Annotated in this window: 16 protein-coding genes; 4 read left to right on the top strand and 12 right to left on the bottom strand. The window is 71.3% G+C overall.

Going from position 1 to position 16583, the window contains the following annotated elements:
- Positions 1–24 precede the first annotated feature (24 nt).
- The 6 genes from HOW07_RS18210 to HOW07_RS18185 are packed head-to-tail and all read right to left on the bottom strand — an operon-like array spanning position 25 to position 6457.
- Positions 25–771, bottom strand: coding sequence for an SDR family oxidoreductase (locus HOW07_RS18210; RefSeq protein WP_121291975.1), 747 nt, complete (start codon positions 769–771; stop codon positions 25–27).
- Positions 768–1610: a class II aldolase/adducin family protein gene (locus HOW07_RS18205; protein WP_175118161.1), complete on the bottom strand. Its 843-nt coding sequence runs from the start codon at positions 1608–1610 to the stop codon at positions 768–770. The genes HOW07_RS18210 and HOW07_RS18205 overlap by 4 nt, the downstream gene beginning before the upstream one ends.
- Complete coding sequence (locus tag HOW07_RS18200; protein ID WP_175118160.1) at positions 1607–3088, bottom strand: rhamnulokinase family protein; 1482 nt, start codon at positions 3086–3088, stop codon at positions 1607–1609. The genes HOW07_RS18205 and HOW07_RS18200 overlap by 4 nt, the downstream gene beginning before the upstream one ends.
- Positions 3085–4089, bottom strand: a complete 1005-nt coding sequence (locus HOW07_RS18195; RefSeq protein ID WP_175118158.1) for a 1-phosphofructokinase family hexose kinase — start codon at positions 4087–4089, stop codon at positions 3085–3087. The genes HOW07_RS18200 and HOW07_RS18195 overlap by 4 nt, the downstream gene beginning before the upstream one ends.
- On the bottom strand, positions 4086–4871 hold the full coding sequence (locus HOW07_RS18190; protein WP_175118156.1) for a DeoR/GlpR family DNA-binding transcription regulator: 786 nt from the start codon (positions 4869–4871) through the stop codon (positions 4086–4088). Before HOW07_RS18190 ends, HOW07_RS18195 begins: the two co-directional genes overlap by 4 nt.
- Positions 4868–6457, bottom strand: coding sequence for an FGGY-family carbohydrate kinase (locus HOW07_RS18185; RefSeq protein WP_175118154.1), 1590 nt, complete (start codon positions 6455–6457; stop codon positions 4868–4870). The genes HOW07_RS18190 and HOW07_RS18185 overlap by 4 nt, the downstream gene beginning before the upstream one ends.
- Positions 6458–6589: 132 nt before the next feature.
- Here HOW07_RS18185 and HOW07_RS18180 point away from each other — a divergent pair, with 132 nt between their 5' ends.
- Complete coding sequence (locus tag HOW07_RS18180; RefSeq protein WP_175118152.1) at positions 6590–7360, top strand: DeoR/GlpR family DNA-binding transcription regulator; 771 nt, start codon at positions 6590–6592, stop codon at positions 7358–7360.
- Between the two features lie 55 nt (positions 7361–7415).
- Positions 7416–8234, top strand: coding sequence for a class II fructose-bisphosphate aldolase (locus tag HOW07_RS18175; protein WP_175118151.1), 819 nt, complete (start codon positions 7416–7418; stop codon positions 8232–8234).
- A 38-nt stretch (positions 8235–8272) separates the two neighbouring features.
- Here HOW07_RS18175 and HOW07_RS18170 read toward each other — a convergent pair whose 3' ends face one another.
- The 6 genes from HOW07_RS18170 to HOW07_RS18145 all read right to left on the bottom strand — a co-directional run bounded on the left by HOW07_RS18170 (position 8273) and on the right by HOW07_RS18145 (position 13865).
- A complete protein-coding gene (locus tag HOW07_RS18170; protein WP_175118149.1) occupies positions 8273–8572 on the bottom strand; it encodes a hypothetical protein in 300 nt (99 codons plus the stop codon).
- A 122-nt stretch (positions 8573–8694) separates the two neighbouring features.
- Positions 8695–9690, bottom strand: a complete 996-nt coding sequence (locus HOW07_RS18165) for an ABC transporter substrate-binding protein (RefSeq protein WP_064294787.1) — start codon at positions 9688–9690, stop codon at positions 8695–8697.
- A 72-nt stretch (positions 9691–9762) separates the two neighbouring features.
- Positions 9763–10848, bottom strand: coding sequence for an ABC transporter permease (locus tag HOW07_RS18160; RefSeq protein ID WP_064294786.1), 1086 nt, complete (start codon positions 10846–10848; stop codon positions 9763–9765).
- A complete protein-coding gene (locus HOW07_RS18155) occupies positions 10845–11606 on the bottom strand; it encodes an ATP-binding cassette domain-containing protein (protein WP_064294785.1) in 762 nt (253 codons plus the stop codon). The genes HOW07_RS18160 and HOW07_RS18155 overlap by 4 nt, the downstream gene beginning before the upstream one ends.
- Positions 11607–11736: 130 nt before the next feature.
- Positions 11737–12831 (bottom strand): class I mannose-6-phosphate isomerase, encoded by a 1095-nt coding sequence (locus HOW07_RS18150; protein WP_175118147.1) that lies wholly within the window; start codon positions 12829–12831, stop codon positions 11737–11739.
- Positions 12828–13865, bottom strand: a complete 1038-nt coding sequence (locus HOW07_RS18145; RefSeq protein WP_175118146.1) for a LacI family DNA-binding transcriptional regulator — start codon at positions 13863–13865, stop codon at positions 12828–12830. The genes HOW07_RS18150 and HOW07_RS18145 overlap by 4 nt, the downstream gene beginning before the upstream one ends.
- 356 nt (positions 13866–14221) lie before the next feature.
- On the opposite strand from HOW07_RS18145, the gene HOW07_RS19910 reads away from it, so the two are divergent.
- Together HOW07_RS19910 and HOW07_RS18135 are read left to right on the top strand one after the other, a co-directional pair.
- Positions 14222–15430 (top strand): HAD-IA family hydrolase, encoded by a 1209-nt coding sequence (locus tag HOW07_RS19910; protein ID WP_175118144.1) that lies wholly within the window; start codon positions 14222–14224, stop codon positions 15428–15430.
- Positions 15431–15745: 315 nt separating this feature from the next.
- A partial coding sequence (locus HOW07_RS18135; RefSeq protein WP_175118142.1) for a hypothetical protein occupies positions 15746–16583 on the top strand: 838 nt, incomplete at its 3' end.

Below are 16583 nucleotides of genomic sequence, written 5' to 3'. Positions count from 1 at the left end.
GTGTCGGCGGGCGACGCGAGTCGCTCAGATCTCCTGGTCGGTGGGCAGGACGACGAGGTCGCGGATGGTGACGTGTCGGGGTCTCGTGAGCATGAAGAGCACGGCGTCGGCGACGTCCTCGGAGCGGATGCCGGTGCGTGCGGCGATCTGCTCCTCCACGCCTGAGGCCCCCTCGGCGATCCCCCACAGCTCGTTGAGCACGACGCCGGGCGCGACCGCGCCCATCCGCACCCCGGATCCGACGAGGTTCCGCCGGGTGGTGTGGACGAACGACTGCATGGCGTGTTTCGTCGCGGAGTAGACGGGCTCCCAGTGGATGTCCTGGTGACCGGACACCGAGCTCGTCACCAGGACGTCGCCCGCACCCTGCTCGACGAGGTGCGGCAGCGCTGCGCGAACCGTCGCCATCGCTCCGAGGACGTTGACGCCGACGAGCTCCTCGATCGCGGTCATCGGGGTGTCGACGACGTCACCACCGACGTAGAGGCCCGCGTTGGCGAGGACGATGTCGAGGCGTCCGAAGGCGGCGAGCGCCAGCGCGACGGCCTGCTCGGACACGGCGGGGTCGGCGAGGTCGCCCGCCAGGAAGACGCTCGGTGTCGGCAGGGCGTCGGCGACGGCCGAGAGTCGCTCGGTGGAGCGTCCCACGAGGACCGTGCGCACCCCGGCGGCGGCGAGCGCCTGGGCGTACGAGCGGCCGATGCCCGAGGACGCTCCGGTGATGATCGCGACCTGCCCGGTGAGGTCGGTGGCGCTGGTCGGCTGGCTCATGTCGTGGTCCTTCCGTGCGCCGTCCCGGCGCGGTCGGTCGTGGATTCCTGTGCGGCGAGCGCGGCTCGACGCAGCACTTCGTCGGGTCTCGTGTCGATGCGTGCGACGGCCTCGTCGCTCAGGTACACCGGCCCGCCGGCGGCGAGTGCTCCGAGGAGCACCTGGGCGACCTTCACGGCCATCTCGGTGATCCGGAGGACCTCGGCCGCACTCGAACCGAGGGCGAACATCCCGTGGTTCTGCAGGTACACGACCTTCGGCACCCGGCCGGTCGCGGCGAGCTGCCCACGGAGCATGCGGCGGACCGCGCGGGCGAGCTCGAGTCCGGGGTCGACGTAGGGCACGAGCAGCGGATCGGTACCGAGGACCACGATCTGGTCGGGGAAGAGCGAACCGCGGGTCAGGGCGTCGGCCGACGGCGAGCAGAGCAGGGCGTTGACCGGCACGGGGTGGGTGTGGCCGACCGCGACGACGCCGGGCAGGTCGAGGCAGACCGCATGGAGGATCGCCTCCACCGAGGGGCGCCGACCGTTCCCCGCGAGCGCCGCGGCATCGAACAGCGCGGCCACCTCGGCGTCCCCGCCCGCGTGCGAGTCGACGAGGTCGAGCACCGGTCCGATCGCGAGACGGACCGCGTCGTCGGCGGTCGCCACGGCCATGGACGCGCCGCTCGCCTTCACGAGCATCGCCCGAGCGCCGTCCTCCGGCAGGAGCAGGGAGGTGTTGCCCTCCGCCAGGAGCGCCCACGCCCGATCAGGACGCCCGAGATCGCGCGAAAAGGCGACGAAGCGGTCGAGGAGGTCCGTCTCGGTCTCCGGCTGGTCGGTGCGGTCGGTCATGTCGGTGTCCGCTCATGGTCATTGTCATGGTCGTGATCGTCCTGGCCGTGCCGGTAGACCGCGTCGAGCGACGGCGCGTGACCGGCCGCGACGACTTGCACGGCCAGGTTGCCGAGCGCCGAAGCCTCCGCCGGGCCGGCGGTGACCGGAAGACCGGTCCGTGCCGCCGTGCGGGCACACAGGAGCCGGTTGCGCGACCCGCCGCCGACGATGCGGACCGAACGGATCGTCACCCCGGTGATCGCCTCGCAGGCCCGGACCGTCTCGGCGTAGGCGACCGCGAGGCTCTCGACCACGCTGCGCACGGTGTCGCTCCGTCCGCCCGGTGGACGCTGTCCGGTCTCCCGGCAAAGCGTCGCGATGCGTCCCGGCATGTCCCCCGGCACGAGCAGCCGTGGGTCGGCGACGTCGAACACGGCGGGCGTGAGGTCCGTGGCCGCGTCTGTTTCTGCCTCCGACACGTCCGCCACGAGTTCGACGAGGTCGACCGCGCTCCCGTCCTCTGCGGACCAGGCGCGGGCGCACTCCGTGAGCAGCCACATCCCCGCCAGGTTACGGAGGAGCAGGGAGGATCCGGCGGCACCGGCCTCGTTCGTGAAGCCGGCGTCCCGCGCGTGCTCCGTGAGCACCGGCGCCGGCAGGCACACCCCGACGAGGGACCAGCTGCCGCTCGAGACGAGGAGCTCCGCGCCGTCCGGGCGGGCGAAGGCGAGTGCGGACGCGGTGTCGTGCTCCGCGACGCGGTGGACGGGGATCGGCAGGCTCGACCCGAGACGCGCGGTGACCTCCGGCGTCGTCGGGCCGGCGACCGTCCCCGATGCGACCACCGGCGGGAAGTCGAAGCCGTCGAGACCCCAGCGACGGATGAGCTCCGCCGCCCAGTCGCCGGTGCCCTGATCGAGCAGCTGCGTCGTCGAGGCGATCGTGCGCTCCGCTCCGACGACGCCTGTGAGCAGCCACACCCAGAGGTCCGGGACGAGCAACACGGTCGGGCGATCGCCGTCGGCTCGGCGGACGTCGAGCTCCTCGGCGCGGGACCGCAGCTGGTAGGAGGTGTTGATGGTCTGCTCCAGCACGCCGGTCACCGCGTAGGCCGTCGCGGCGTCGACGAGCACGGCGGCACGGGCCGGACCGTCGGCGTCGGCGCCGCGGTGATGCGGCACGGTCGGGAACGCGGTACCGCTGCCGACGCCCACGAGCGCGATGTCGACGCCCCAGCTGTCGACCCCGATCCCGTCGAGCACACCGCCCGCGGCCGCTGCGATCCGGACGGCCTCCGCGAGCCCGACGAGGGTCTCCTCGAACAGGCGCTCCGCATCCCACCGGAGTCGACCGTCCTGCGTGATCGGGCCGTTGGGGAACCGGTGCACCTCGGTGAGCGCCAAGCGGCCGTCGGCCCAGCGGCCGAGCATGACGCGACCGCTCGACGCACCGAGGTCCACGGCGGCGTGGAAGCGTGGAACGGCCTGATCGATCATGGCGTCGTCGTCTCGTCGCGTGGCGGCGTGGCCGGTTCGCTCAGCGGTGTCGTCGGGTCGGGGTCCTGGACGGCGACCGGTGTGGTCAGCGCCTCGAGGGAGGTGAGGATGGTCGTCGCGCTCGACACGGCGAGCGCACCCCAGGCGGCGGCCGACGCTACCGCGGCCGCCGGGTCGTCCCGGCCGTCCTCGCCGTGGAGTCCGACGAGGAATCCGGCCAACGAGGCGTCGCCGGCACCGGCGGTGTTCACGACCGTGGCTGCGACGTGCGCGTGCCACAGCCCTGCCGTGGTGCGGAGGAGCGCCCCGTCTGCCCCCATGCTCACGTAGACGAGGTCGCAGCCGGCACGGTGCAGTTCGTCGGCGGCGGAGGCGACATCGCCGATCGTCAGCAGCTCACGGCCGGTGAGCTCGGCGAGCTCGTGCGCGTTCGGCTTGAGCAGGTGGACGAGGTCGAGGTTCGCGACGGCGGTCTCGAGCGCCGCACCCGCGGTGTCGACGGCCACGCGCGCTCCCCGGTCACCAGCCTGACGGAGCAACTGGAGGATGTCGACGGGGCCGGTGCCGCCCTGGACCGTCGGGATCGTGCCGGAGACGACGAGCCAGTCCGCGCCGATCCGGTCGATCTCCGCGCCGGAGGTGGCGACGACGGCGGCCCAGTCCTCGGCACGCAGCGGGATCGCCGGTTCGTTGACCTTGGTCGTTCCGGTCGCGGCGTCGAGGATGGTCGTGTTCACCCGCGTCCGACCGTCGGTCGGGACGACGGCGAGCAACGTCCGGAGCGCCGGGTCGTCGGCGAGGATCCGTCCGTCCGCACCCATCGGCACCACCGCACGGACCGGGAGCGGCGAGAGGGTGACCGCCCGCGCGACGTTGACGCCCTTCCCGCTCAGCTCGGTGGACACGCCCACCGCCCGGTTGACGTCGCCGAGTCGGAGCCCGTCGACGCGATAGGTCTGGTCGATCGCGGCTGCCGGCGTGACCGTCACGATGCCGCTCATGCGTCCGCCCCGACCGTCTCGACGCTGACGCCGGTCGAGCGGAGGCTGTCGAGGGTCGGTTCGTCGACGCCCTGATGCACCACCGCCACGTCGAGACGGGTGGCCGGGACGGAGGCCGCGAGGCCGTCGGCGCCGAACGTCGCCGGGTCGGCCAGGAGGATCGCCGTGGAGGCGAGTTCGACCGCGGCCGCGACGACCGCCGCCTCCTCCGGCGAGGCGTGGAGCAGTCGGCCGTCCGCGGAGACGCCGAGCGCCTCGACGACCGCGACGTCGAGGCGGAGGCCGGCGAGCTGCTCGCGCGCCCAGGCACCGGTGAGGACGCCGCGCCCGTCCGCCGTTCCGCCGACGAGGTGGACGACGGCCGCTTCCTCGGCAGCGGCCGCGGCCAGGGCGACCGGCACCGAAGCGGTCACGATGACGGTCCCGGCGGTCGTCGCGAGGCCCCCGGCGAGCGCTTCGCAGGCTGAGCCCGCGCCGAGGAAGACCGCTGAGCCCGGGTCGACCAGGGTCAGCGCCCGCGCGGCGAGCGTACCGGACACCCCGGAGTCCTGGCCCGGGTCGAGGTCGGTGCGCACCGCCCCGCCGTGCGCGCGGCGGAGGCGTCCGTCGAGTTCGAGGACGCGGAGGTCGCGTCGGATCGTCTCCTCGGTCACGCCGAGGCCCACTGCGAGCAGGCCGACTTCGACCCGCCCGTCCTGCTCGAGTCGGGTGAGGATCTCCCGACGCCGGTCGTCCACCGGACTGGACGCGGCCGTCCCGCGGCCGCCGACGGACGCGCTCATCGTTCCACCCCGGCACGGTCGTCGCGTTCCGACGCCGGATCGTTGGGGCTCGACTCCCCATCCCGCCGTCGCCACCAGGGGCTGAGAGCCTCGACGAGCTCGTCGAACGCGGTTCCGACCCCGGCCCAGTACGCCGCCGAGGCGTCCGTCGGCAGGACGGCGGGTGCGTGTCGGACGACGTCGCGCTGGGCCTGTTCCACCGACGGCAGGAGTCCGGTGGCGACCCCGGCGACGATCGCGGCGCCGAGGGCTCCGGCCTCCTCCGAGTCGACGACCGTCACGGGCGCCCGGAGGGCGTTGGCCACGAGTTGCACGTACAGCGGCGACCGCGCGAGGCCGCCGCCGAGGACGATCGGCTCGTCCCACCGGAACCGTTCGCCGAGCGCCCGGGTGTGCCAACGGTGCATGAGCACGACGCCCTCGAGGGCTCCGCGCAGCACGTGTGCCCTCGTGTGCCAGTCGCGGACGCCGGCGAGCGTGGCAGAAGCCTCGGCGCCGAGTGGGGAGTCCGATTGGAAGGGCAGGACGAGCGGCACCTGCTCCTCCGGAGGGAGTGCTGCGGCCTCGGCGATCAGCGCGTCGCGGCCGGTGGCGTCGGTCACGCCCAGGAGCCGGAGCGTCCAGTCGAAGGAGGGTGATGCCGTCGCCGAGGTGGACATCGCGATCCGCAGGTCCGGGGTGATCGAGAGGCGGGACTGCCACCGCGGGTCCACGTCGGGCTGGGTCGTCGTCACGCCGTTGGTGCTGAACGAGCCGGCCACGAGGGCTAGCCGCCCGGGGAAGAGTGCTCCCATGCCGATCGACGATGCCTGCACGTCGTGGAGTCCCGACACGACCGGCGTCCCGGCGACGAGGCCCGTGACCGCGGCGGCCGCCGGCAGCACCGACCCGACGATCGTGCCGCTCGGGTTGATCGGCGGCAGCAGACGGAGCAGTTCGGCGGGCAGGCCGTAGGCGTCGAGGACCTCGGCGCTCCAGGTGGCGGTCCCGACGTCCAGGAAGGAGGCGCAGGCGTCGGAGTAGTCGGTGGAGATCTCGCCGGTGAGCCGCAGGCGGACCACGTCCTTGCAGAAGAGCATCGCGTCTGCCTGCTGGACACGCTCCGGGTCGTGGCGGAGCAGCCAGCGGAGGAGGTTGCCGGCGGCACCCGGCGTCGGCAGCTGTCCGGAGCGTTCGAGCACCACGCGCAGCCGGTCGGGATCGGAGGCGAGTTCGGCGGCCTCGACGTGCGCCCGGGAGTCCATCGCCGTGATGGCCGGGCCGACCGGCGCTCCGGCGGCGGTCACGAGGTGCAGGCCGTCGCCGTGGCCGGTGATCCCGACGGCGGCGACCAGCCTCGGGTCGACACCCGACGTCGCCATCACCTCCGACACCGCGTCGGCGACCGCGGCCCACAGGTCGTCCTGCGACCGCTCGGCGTGCCGGGCGACCGGGCGGTCGACGGGGCTCGCGCGCCGAGCGACGGCGACCGGGTGCAACCGCTCGTCGTGCAGGACGGCCTTGACGGCGGTCTGCCCGACGTCGATCCCGAGCAGGAACCGCGACCCCGACTCGTGGGGTGCGCTGCGCGGCCCGTGCTCAGCCATCGGCGGCCTTCCGTTCGTCGTCATCGTCGTCATCGGGTGCGCCCGATCATGTTGATCTTTGCACCGATCCCACCGAATCGGAAGAGATATCGGACAGATTCGGATACGCTGGCCAGACCGGACGGAGCAGTCATGTACCCAGCAGAGCGTCACGCCGCGATCCTCGCGGGTGCCCGCGACGGCGACGGCGCCCTGTCGGTCGCCGAGCTGAGCAGCCGACTCGGCGTCACGCCCGAAACCATCCGTCGCGACCTCGCGGTACTCGAGCGACAGGGGCTCATCCGCCGCCACCATGGTGGCGCGGTCCTCGCCCGGCGACCCGCGTTCGAGCCCAGCCTCCAACGACGCCGCGAAGGCGAGCGCATCGAGCGCGCCGCCGTCGCGCGGCTCGTCGTCGAGCAGCTCCCCGAGGAGGGAGTCGTCCTCCTCGACTCCGGTGCGATGACCCTCGAGGTCGCCGCCCTCCTCCCCCACGCCAGCCGACTCCTCGTGGTGACGAACAGCCTGCCGATCGTCGCCCTGCTCGGTGGCCGGCCGCGACTCACCGTGCTCGCCCTGCCCGGGAGGGTCCGCGCCGTCACGCAGGCGACCGTCGGCGCGTGGACCGTCGAACGGCTGTCGGGGCTCCACGCCGACGTCGCCGTCCTGGGCGCCAACGGGGTGGGGCTCACCTCGGGCGCCACGACGACCCTGCCCGAGGAGGCCGAGGTGAAGCGGGCGATGCTCGACGTCTCCAGACGACGCATCCTCGCCGTCACCGCCGCCAAGTTCGGCACCACCTCGTTCCACCGGGCCGCGGGACTCGACGAGTTCGACCAGATCGTGACCGACGACGGGCTCGACCCGGACACGGTCGACGCACTCGCCGCAAGCGGTCCCGAGCTGCTGCTGGCCACCACCTGACCATCCCCACCGGCACCGGGTCGATCGTCCCGCGTGCACCCCGAGAGGAACCACCATGACGCTCGTCTCCACCGCCGCGCTCCTCGACGCGCAGCGCGCCGTCCTCGCCTTCAACGTCATCCAGCTCGAACACGGCGAGGCCATCCTCCGCGGCGCCGAGCTCGCGGGCCGGGGTGTGATCCTGCAGGTGTCCGAGAACGCGGCGAGGTACCACGGCGGCCTCGCGCCGATCGGGCTCGCGAGTCTGGAGCTCGCCCGCGAGGCCGGCACCGCGACCGCCGTGCATCTCGACCACGCCGAGGACGAGACGCTCGTCGACGAGGCGGTACGACTCGGTTTCACCTCGGTCATGTTCGACGCGGCAACCCTCCCCGACGAGGAGAACCGCGAGCGCACCGCAGTGGTCGCCCGCGCGGCTCAGGCGCAGGGCGTGTGGGTCGAGGCGGAACTCGGGGCGATCGGCGGCAAGGGTGGCGCACACACACCCGGCGTCCGGACCGACCCCGGTGAGGCTGCGGCGTTCGTCGCGGGCACCGGCGTCGACGGCCTCGCGGTCGCGGTCGGCAGCTCGCACGCGATGACGTCGCGGAGCGCGACCCTGGACTTCGGCCTCATCCGCGAACTCGCGTCGGCCGTCCCCGTCCCGCTCGTCCTGCACGGTTCGAGCGGCGTGAGCGACGAGGACCTCGTGCGGGCGGTGGACGCGGGCATGCGCAAGATCAACATCTCGACCCACATCAACGGCGTCTACACCCGAGCCGTCCGTGAGCGCCTCGACGCGGACCCGTCGCTCGTCGACCCGCGGAAGTACCTCGGCCCGGCACGCAACGCCGTCGCCGCCGAGGTCGCGCGGCTCCTCACCCTCGTCGCCTAGGACTCGTCACCGACCCGACCGTCAGTCGATCGAGTCGTTCACAACCAGTGGACGATGTCCGGGTCCAGGCAGATTCCGCCGAGGCCATCGGTGGTGGTGACGCCGTCCGCGAACCGGATCACCACGGCCGGTCCCTCCATCCGCACGTACTCGGCCCGGAGCCCGATTCGGAACAGGACGTCGGTCGACGCGGTGACCGCACGGCTCGCGCGTTCGGGGACCGTGATGACCAGGCGGTGGGCTCGCCCCGCCGCATCGACGACCTCGGCCTCGATCCGTCCCGGAGCATCGTCGGACAGCCGGCGCACCGCGGTCGCCGCGACGATCACCTGGGTCATGTCGCGATTCTCGCACCCCGTGGAGGGTGGCGTCGAGGCAGAGCGCCGGACGCAGCGCGACGGCGCCGGAGCTCGAAGCTCCGACGCCGTCGCGGTCTGGTGATGCGGAGTGGCTGGAAGGCCTAGCCGCACTTGGACTGGTAGACGGCATCCTTCGCGTCGCCGTCGACGTTGTCCTTGGTGATGATGGTGAAGCCGGTCTGGATCTTGGCCTCGACCTTGTCGCCGTTCAGCGCAGCGATCGCCTGGGCGACACCATCGGAACCGATGGTGGCCGGCTCCTGAGCGACGAGCGCCTGGACGGTGCCCTCCTTCAGCTGCTTGACCTGGGCGGGACCCGCGTCGAACCCGACGATGGTGACCGAGTCCTCCTTGCCGGCCTGCTTGACACCGGTCGCGGAACCTTCGGCCGCGAACAGGTTCGCTGCGAAGATGCCCACGATGTCGGGGTCCTTCTGGAGCGCCGCGGTCACGATCTCGGCAGCCGTGGACGGCTCGTTGTGGCTGTACTGCACGCCGAGGTCGGTGAACTTGTCATCGCCCTTGACCGCTTCCTGGAAGCCCTCGGCACGGGCGTCCGTGGTCGAGATGCCGGGGTCGACCGAGACCACGAGGACCTTGCCGCCCTCAGGGTGCGCTTCCTTGATCGCGTCGAACGCCGCGGCGCCGCCGCCCTTGTTGTCGCTCGAGATCTGCGAGACCGCGAACGACGGGTCGTCGACGGTGGTGTCGACGAGGACGACCTTGATGCCCGCGTCGGCCGCAGCCTTCAGCGGGGCCTCCATGGCCTTCACGTCGGTCGGGGCGACCAGGATCGCGTCCGGCTTCGAGGCGACGACCGAGTCGACGAGCGGCTTCTGCAGCGTCGGGTCGAACTTCTCCGGACCCTGGGTCGTGACCGTCGCGCCGGCATCCTTCGCCGCCGATTCGATACCGCACTGCATCGAGATGTAGAACTCGTCGCCTGCGACGCCCTGGATGAACGCGATCTTGTAGCCGTCGGAACCTGCGCCTGCGCTGCTGCCGCCCGAGCTCGCGCCACCGGAACACCCGGTGAGCATGAGGCCTGCCGACGCGCCGAGCGCGAGGACTCCGAGAACTGACTTCTTCCACTTCATTGTGATTTCCCGTTTCTCTTGAACTGCTGGACTACTGGGATGGTGCGGGGGGGGTGTTGATCTGTGTGGGGGTTATTTCTTCTTCCTGCTGACGAGGGCTCGCCAGAAGCTCGTGGATCCACCGCGGGCTGCGGAGGAACGGCGGACCTGGTCGACGTAGACGGCCAGGATGAGGACGGCGCCGACCGCGACCTGCTGCCAGAAGGGCTGCACGCCGGTGATGACGAAGCCGTTCTGGAGGACGGCGGGGATGAACAGACCGACGACGGTGCCGAAGATCGTCCCGTAGCCGCCGAAGAGCGAGGTGCCACCGATGACGACCGCGGCGATGACGTTCAGGTTGGTCTGCGACTGACCGGCGATCGCGGTGGTGCCGAACTGCGACAGCGACAGGATGCCGGCGAGACCCGCGAGGCCACCCGAGATCGCGTAGATGCGGATGAGGTGACGGTCGACCTTCACGCCGACGCGTCGTGCCGCCTCCTCGCTCGAGCCCACCGCGTAGGTGTACAGGCCGAACTTCGTCTTGTGGAGGACGAGCGCACCGATGATGACGACGACGAGGGCGATGACCGAGATGATCGGGACTGCGCCGAAGATGTTGCCGTACCCGATCGAGTCGGTGAGGACCGACGGCACCTCGCGGATGTCGACGCCGCCGGTGAGGATCTGGGCGAGGCCGAGCGCCATGCCGAGGCTACCGAGGGTGACGATCAGCGGCGGCACCTTCGCTTTGGAGATGAGGATGCCGTTGAACGTACCCCAGAGGATGCCGACGCCGATCGACACGAGGATGCCGACGATCGCGGTCCCCCAGTCGTCGCCGCCCATGGCCCGCATCGTCGTCGCGGACACGACGCCCGAGAAGACGAGGACGGAGCCGATCGAGAGGTCGATGCCGGAGGTGATGATGACGTAGGTCATGCCGACGCCGAGCACCGCGAGGATGGAGGCGTTCTGCACGACGAGCCGCAGGTTGGACAGCTGCGCGAAGGTGTCGGGTGCGATCGCGGAGAAGATCGCGATGACGACGAGGAGGACGATGAAGATCTGGAAGGCCTGAGCCTTGAAGAGCTTCTTGATCGGGGTCTCCCGGTCCTTGGCCGTCTCGATGGCGGTCGTCTCCGGCCCCATCTCGGCCTGCTTCACCGCGCTCATGCGACGTTCCTCGTGCTGGCACCGGTCATGAGACCGACGAGTTCTTCCATGTTCGTGTCCTTCGTGTCGACCGTCGCCGCGCGGTGGCCGAGCCGCAGCACCTGCACGCGGTCGGACACCTCCATGACGTGCGGCATCGAGTGGCTGATGAAGACGACCGCGATGCCCTTGTCGCGAACGCGGCGGATCGTCTCGAGCACGTTCTTCGTCTGACGGACGCCGAGGGCGGCCGTCGGTTCGTCGAGGAAGACGACCTTGTTGGCCCAGTGCACCGCACGGGCGATGGCGATCGCCTGGCGCTGCCCGCCGGACATCGCGCCCACCGGGTCGGTGAGCGAACGGACGGTCGCGCCGAGTTCGTCGAAGGCGTGACGCGACTGCTTGCTCATCTCCTTGACGTTCATGAGGCCGAGCAGGCCGCCGAGGCCGGGCCGCATGATCTCGCGGCCGAGGTAGACGTTCTGCACGGGGTCGAGGTGGGGCGCGAGTGCGAGGTCCTGGTAGACCGTCTCGATGCCGAGCGCACTCGACTGCATGGGCGAGGTGAGCGTGATCGGTTCGCCTTCGAACCTGATCACGCCGCTGTCGACCGCGAGGTTGCCGGAGAGTGCCTTGACCAGGGTGGACTTGCCCGCCCCGTTGTCGCCGATGAGGGCGGTGACCTCGCCGGGGTAGACCTCGAAGTCCGCTTCGTCGAGGGCGCGGACGTGCCCGAACTGCCGGGTGAGGCCTCTGGCCTCCAAGACGGGAGTCGTCATGTCGTTCTCGTTCCTTTCCAGCCGGCCCCGGTGGACGGGTCCGGCGTGTGGTGGCTGTCGTACCGCCGCTCGGGGCGGTGGTGTGTGGTGCGCTGCTGCGTGATCGTGGGTCCTGCGTCGAGGGGTGGCGTCATCGGATGCCTCCCGATGCGAGGGTCGCCGGCCAGCCCGCACCGGGGCCGGCGGCGAGCACGGTGGCCGAGCCGCTGACGGTCCACGGCCCGAACCCGGCCGGGACGGCGAAGACCTCTCCGGCGGAGAACTCGACGGCCTCGGCGCCGGTCTCAGAGACCAGTGCGCCTGCGCCGGTGAGCGCGAGGGCCACCGAGAAGCCGGCGTCCACGGGCGCGCTGCCGTCGGTGCCGGGCGCCACGGCGAAGAGCTGGAAGTAGGGGTCGGCGGCCGCGGGCAACAACGAGACCGGCGCATCCGTCCGGGCGTCGAGGTCGTGCAGCACGACGAGGTGTTCGATCTCGGACTGCGGGAGCGCCTTCGTCGACACCGCGCCCATCACGGTCTCGAACCCGAGGCCGAGGTGGGACTCGTCGCGCGTCGAGGTCGTGACCGACCACTCCAGGAGGATGGAGAGGTCGGTCGGTTCCTGCACCTCCGCGAGGAAGATGCCGCCGTCGATCGCGTGGGCCGTGCCGGCCGGCACGAGGATGCCCATGCCGCGCTCGACGACGATCCGGTTCATGTGCGACAGCATCCACTCGCTGTCCTGGGCGTCGCGACGGCGGTCGAGTTCGTCGGGATCGACGTCCTCGCTCCATCCGAGGTGGACCGCCGAGCCGGGCTCGGCGTCGAGGATGAACCAGGCCTCCGTCTTGCCGTAGGCGCAGTCGAGGTGGGAGGCGGCGAACGCCCGGTCCGGGTGGACGTGGACGGGGAGCCGCTGACGGGCGTCGAGCAGCTTGACGAGGATGCCGGTGTCGGCGGCGTCGGTGCCGTGGTCCTGTCCTGCCCCGGTCCACTGCTCGGGGTCGGCCGCGACGAGGTCTCGGAGGAGGACGCCGTCGACGGTGCGGGCGAGGCCGATGGCGCCGCCGGGCTCCTGGTCGGCGCGGCTCACGGTCGCTCCGAGCCACTCCTCCGGCTGGAACTCGCTCTGCTGCTCGATACCGCGCAGGCCGGCGATGCGGTCGCCGCCGCGGTAGAAGTGCTCGATGAGGTTCGGCGCGAGTCGCGTCGGCTGGGCGAGCCTCGTGGGCTGGGTCGTGCTCATGCTGCTGGTCCTCCGACCATGCTCGTGGTGGACGCGGTGCGTGCGTCCACGGTGTGACGCGGTGCCGGGCCTGGGATCTCTCCGGAACCACGCGACACCAGGGAGGTCGGGACGACCCACTCGCGCGGTTCGTCGGCCGGTGATTCGCGCAGTTCGAGGAGTCGCTCGATCGCGGCGGTGCCGATGACGAACGGATCCTGGTTGATGCAGCTGACGGCCGGCCGCAGGACGTCGGCGAGGGTGAAGTCGCCGAACGCGATGTGCGCCGTATCCTCGCGCCCGATGCGGTGCAGGGAGCTCGTCAGACCGATCGCCGCCTTCGCGTTCGACGCGAAGAACGCGGTGGGCGGGTCCTCGAGCCCGAGCAGGCGCTCCGTCTCGGCGGCGTAGTCGAGCGAGCCGTCGATGGTCCAGGAGACGAGTGACGGGTCGAGGTCGATCCCCGCCTCGGCCAGGACGTCGGTGTAGCCCTGGTAGCGCCGACGGATGGTGAGGAAGCGTTCGTCCCGGTCGTAGAAGGCGATGCGGGTGTGGCCGAGCTCGACGAACTGGCGGATCGCGAGCTGGGTGGCGGCGTAGTCGTCGACCACGACGCTGTCGAAGGCGGCGAGCGGACGGTCGACGGCCACGACGGGTGTCACGTTCCGGAACGCCTCGAGGTAGGGCAGCTCCGCGGCGACCGGGGCGATGATGACGCCGGCGACCTGGTGGCCGGCGATGAACCCGGTCAGCTGGTCGCGCTCGCGCCCCTCGTCGAGCCCGGTGCTCGCCACGAGGACGCTCAGGCCCTCCTTGAGCGCGCGGGCCTCGATGGCGCTCACGAGCGAGGCGAAGAACGGGTCGGCGAGCGAGTCGATGAGGACGCCGATCGCGCCGCCGGTGCCGGACTTCAGCGAGCGGGCGGCCGTGTTGGGCACGTACCCGAGGCGATCGATCGCCTCGAGCACGCGGCTTCGGGTCTCGGGGTGCACGGACGGTTCGCCGTTCACCACCCGCGAGACGGTCTTGATGCTGACGCCGGACTGCGCAGCCACATCCTTGATCCCGGGCGGCCGCATCAGCGGGTCCCCCTGACGGGAAGCGGAACGGGTCGGACGTCGCAGCCGGTCCGGAGCGATGGGACGTGCACACGTGTCCGGATCGGACTGGTCGCGGTGATCGCGGGGTTGCAGGTGTCCATGGGCTCCACCTCCTGACAGCGTTGTCATCGGTCGGGGTGGTGCAGCTGCAGAACCCCGTCGTTCCTTCGTGCGCCTATACTGACCGCAGACCGACAACGTTGTCAAGCAACGTTGTCTGAAAGAGATCAAATTCATTTGGAACTTGCATCGAAGAGGCGTGCAGCCCCCTCGGATGCGGGTCGCCATCCCGGAGTCATCGAGGAGTCAGCGTGATCGTCGTCGTCGCAGGAGCAGCCGGAAGCGGCAAGACCACCCTCGGACGTGAGCTCGCCCGGGCCCTCCGACTCCCGCTCCTCGACCTCGACACCATCACCAATCCGTTGCTCGACGGTCTCGGTCCGGTGACCGATCCCGACGGTGCCGAGCCGCTCCACTGGAACGACGCGAAGTTGCGCCCGACCATGCGTCCGGCACGGTACGCGGCCCTCCGAGCGGTCCTCGCCGACCAGCGCGGCAGCGGTGTCGGCGCGGTGCTCGTCGCACCCTTCACCGCGGAGCTCCGCGGCGGCGCCGAATGGGACGCGCTCGTCGAGGCGGCAGGGGTCGCCCCGAAGGTCGTCTGGCTGCACGCCGATGCCGCCACGCTCGCAGCCCGCCGGGCCGAACGCGGTGCCGAGCGGGACACGCACATCGTGGACCCGTCGACCGACACCCCACCCGCCATCGAGCACCTGTCGATCGAAGCGGCGTTGTCCACCTCGCAGCAGCTCGCCGCCGTCCAACGCGCGCTCGGCCTCGGACGGACGATCGAGGCCTCCGCACCGATCTTCGACCAGGTCTTCGCTGCCGGACTCTTCGACCTCGACGGGACCCTCATCGACTCGACGCCGGCCGTGAACCGGTCATGGGCGCAGCTCGCCCGCGAATACGGTCTCGAGGGCGACCTGCTCGCCGCGGGACACGGCCAGCCCGCCGCCCAGGTGCTCGCCGCGATCTTCCCGCCCGAGCAGGTCGCCGAAGCACTCGCACGGATCATCGAGATCGAGGCCGACGAGGTCGCCGACGTCATCGCGCTCCCGGGGGCGGCGGAGGCACTGGCGGCGCTCGGCGACGACGCGAAGGCGATCGTCACGAGCGGCACGAGGCTCATCGCCGGCAACCGGATCACGGCCGCCGGGCTCGTGCGGCCGGAGGTCGTCGTGACCTTCGACGACGTCACGAAGGGCAAGCCGGACCCCGAACCGTTCCTGCTCGGCCGCACGCGGCTGGGCATGGAGTCGCAGCCGTGCGTCGTGTTCGAGGACGCGCCCGCCGGGCTCGCCGCAGCGCGCGCCGCCGGCTGCTGGACGGTCGGCATCGCCGGGACGCACGAGGCGCACGAACTCGATGCGGACCTCGTGATCGACGGCCTCTTCCAGCTGCGGCTCGAGCCGGTCGCCGAGGGCGGGTTCCGGCTCGTCCCGGCGTCGCTCGACTGAGCAGCGGCCCGCTCCCTGAGCGCGTCGGAACAGCCTGAGGCTGTCGATGCTCTTCGGCAACCGCGGAGTCTCGTTTCCTGAGCCTGTCGAAGGGCCCACGAGCAACCTTCCCCACCGCACCTCGAGCACCGAGGACACACGTTCCCTGAGCCTGTCGAGGGGCCTCCCCGCACCTCGACAGACTCCGCGACCACCTACGGTCCCTGAGCCTGTCGAAGGGCACCCCGAGCAAGCATCAACTGTGGGATAAATACGCTGATCAGCGGCTTATTCCGCATCCGTTCCAATGTCAGTGGTCCGTGTTTGGATGGACCCATGACCAGCACCGCACGGAACCCGCTCACCGCCGCCGCGGCCGGGTTCGATGCGGTCTGGCAGGGCGCGCTCGACGCGATCCGTCCAGGCTCCGGTGTCGCGGAGCAGCTCGAGAACATGAACGATGAGGCGATCCTCCGGGTCCTCGACGAGCTCGGTGCCGTGCAGCACGCGGTCGAGGTCCTCGCCGCACGCGTCACCGGCGCGATCGCATTGCGCCCGTCGCCTTCCCGCCGTGACGGCACCCTGGTGCGCGCCGCCGGTTACGCCAACCCGGGTGTCATGGTGTCCGAGCGGTGGCGGGTGGCGCGCGCCCGCGGCGCGGCGATCGCGGAGGTCGGTGCCGCCATCACGCGGCCGCGCGGGTTGCTCGGCGAGCTGGAGGAATGTCCGTTCCCAGCAGTCGCGGCATCGCTCGAACCGGTTGCCGCCGATGACCCATCCGATTCCGACACAGGCCCGGACGACACCCACCCATCAAGCACTGCCGGCACACCCAGAGCACCCCTCAGCGTCGACGGGGCAGCGGTCATCGTCCGGGAGCTCCGCAACGCCGGCCGCATCTGCACCAGAAGCGAACTCGAGACGGCCTCCGCCATCGCGGTCGAGCACGCCGCCCACGCGCCCCTGCAAGACGTCACCCGCATCGCCAAACTCGTCCGCACCCGCCTCGACCAAGACGGCCGCGAACCCCGCGACGAACTCCTCAGACGCGCAGAACGCTGCACCATCCACGAACTCCCCACCGGCATGACCCTCCTCCGCGCCGAACTCGCCCCCGAAAGCGCCGCCTTCATCCGCGCCGGCCTCGACGCCCTCATCGGCGCCACCACCCGCA

It is taken from the genome of Plantibacter sp. MCCC 1A11337 (assembly GCF_013349365.1).
GTDB classification, from domain to species: Bacteria; Actinomycetota; Actinomycetes; order Actinomycetales; family Microbacteriaceae; genus Plantibacter; species Plantibacter flavus_A.
The sequence above is the reverse complement of the archived record's forward strand: the minus strand, read 5'-3'. Positions and strand labels throughout refer to the sequence as shown.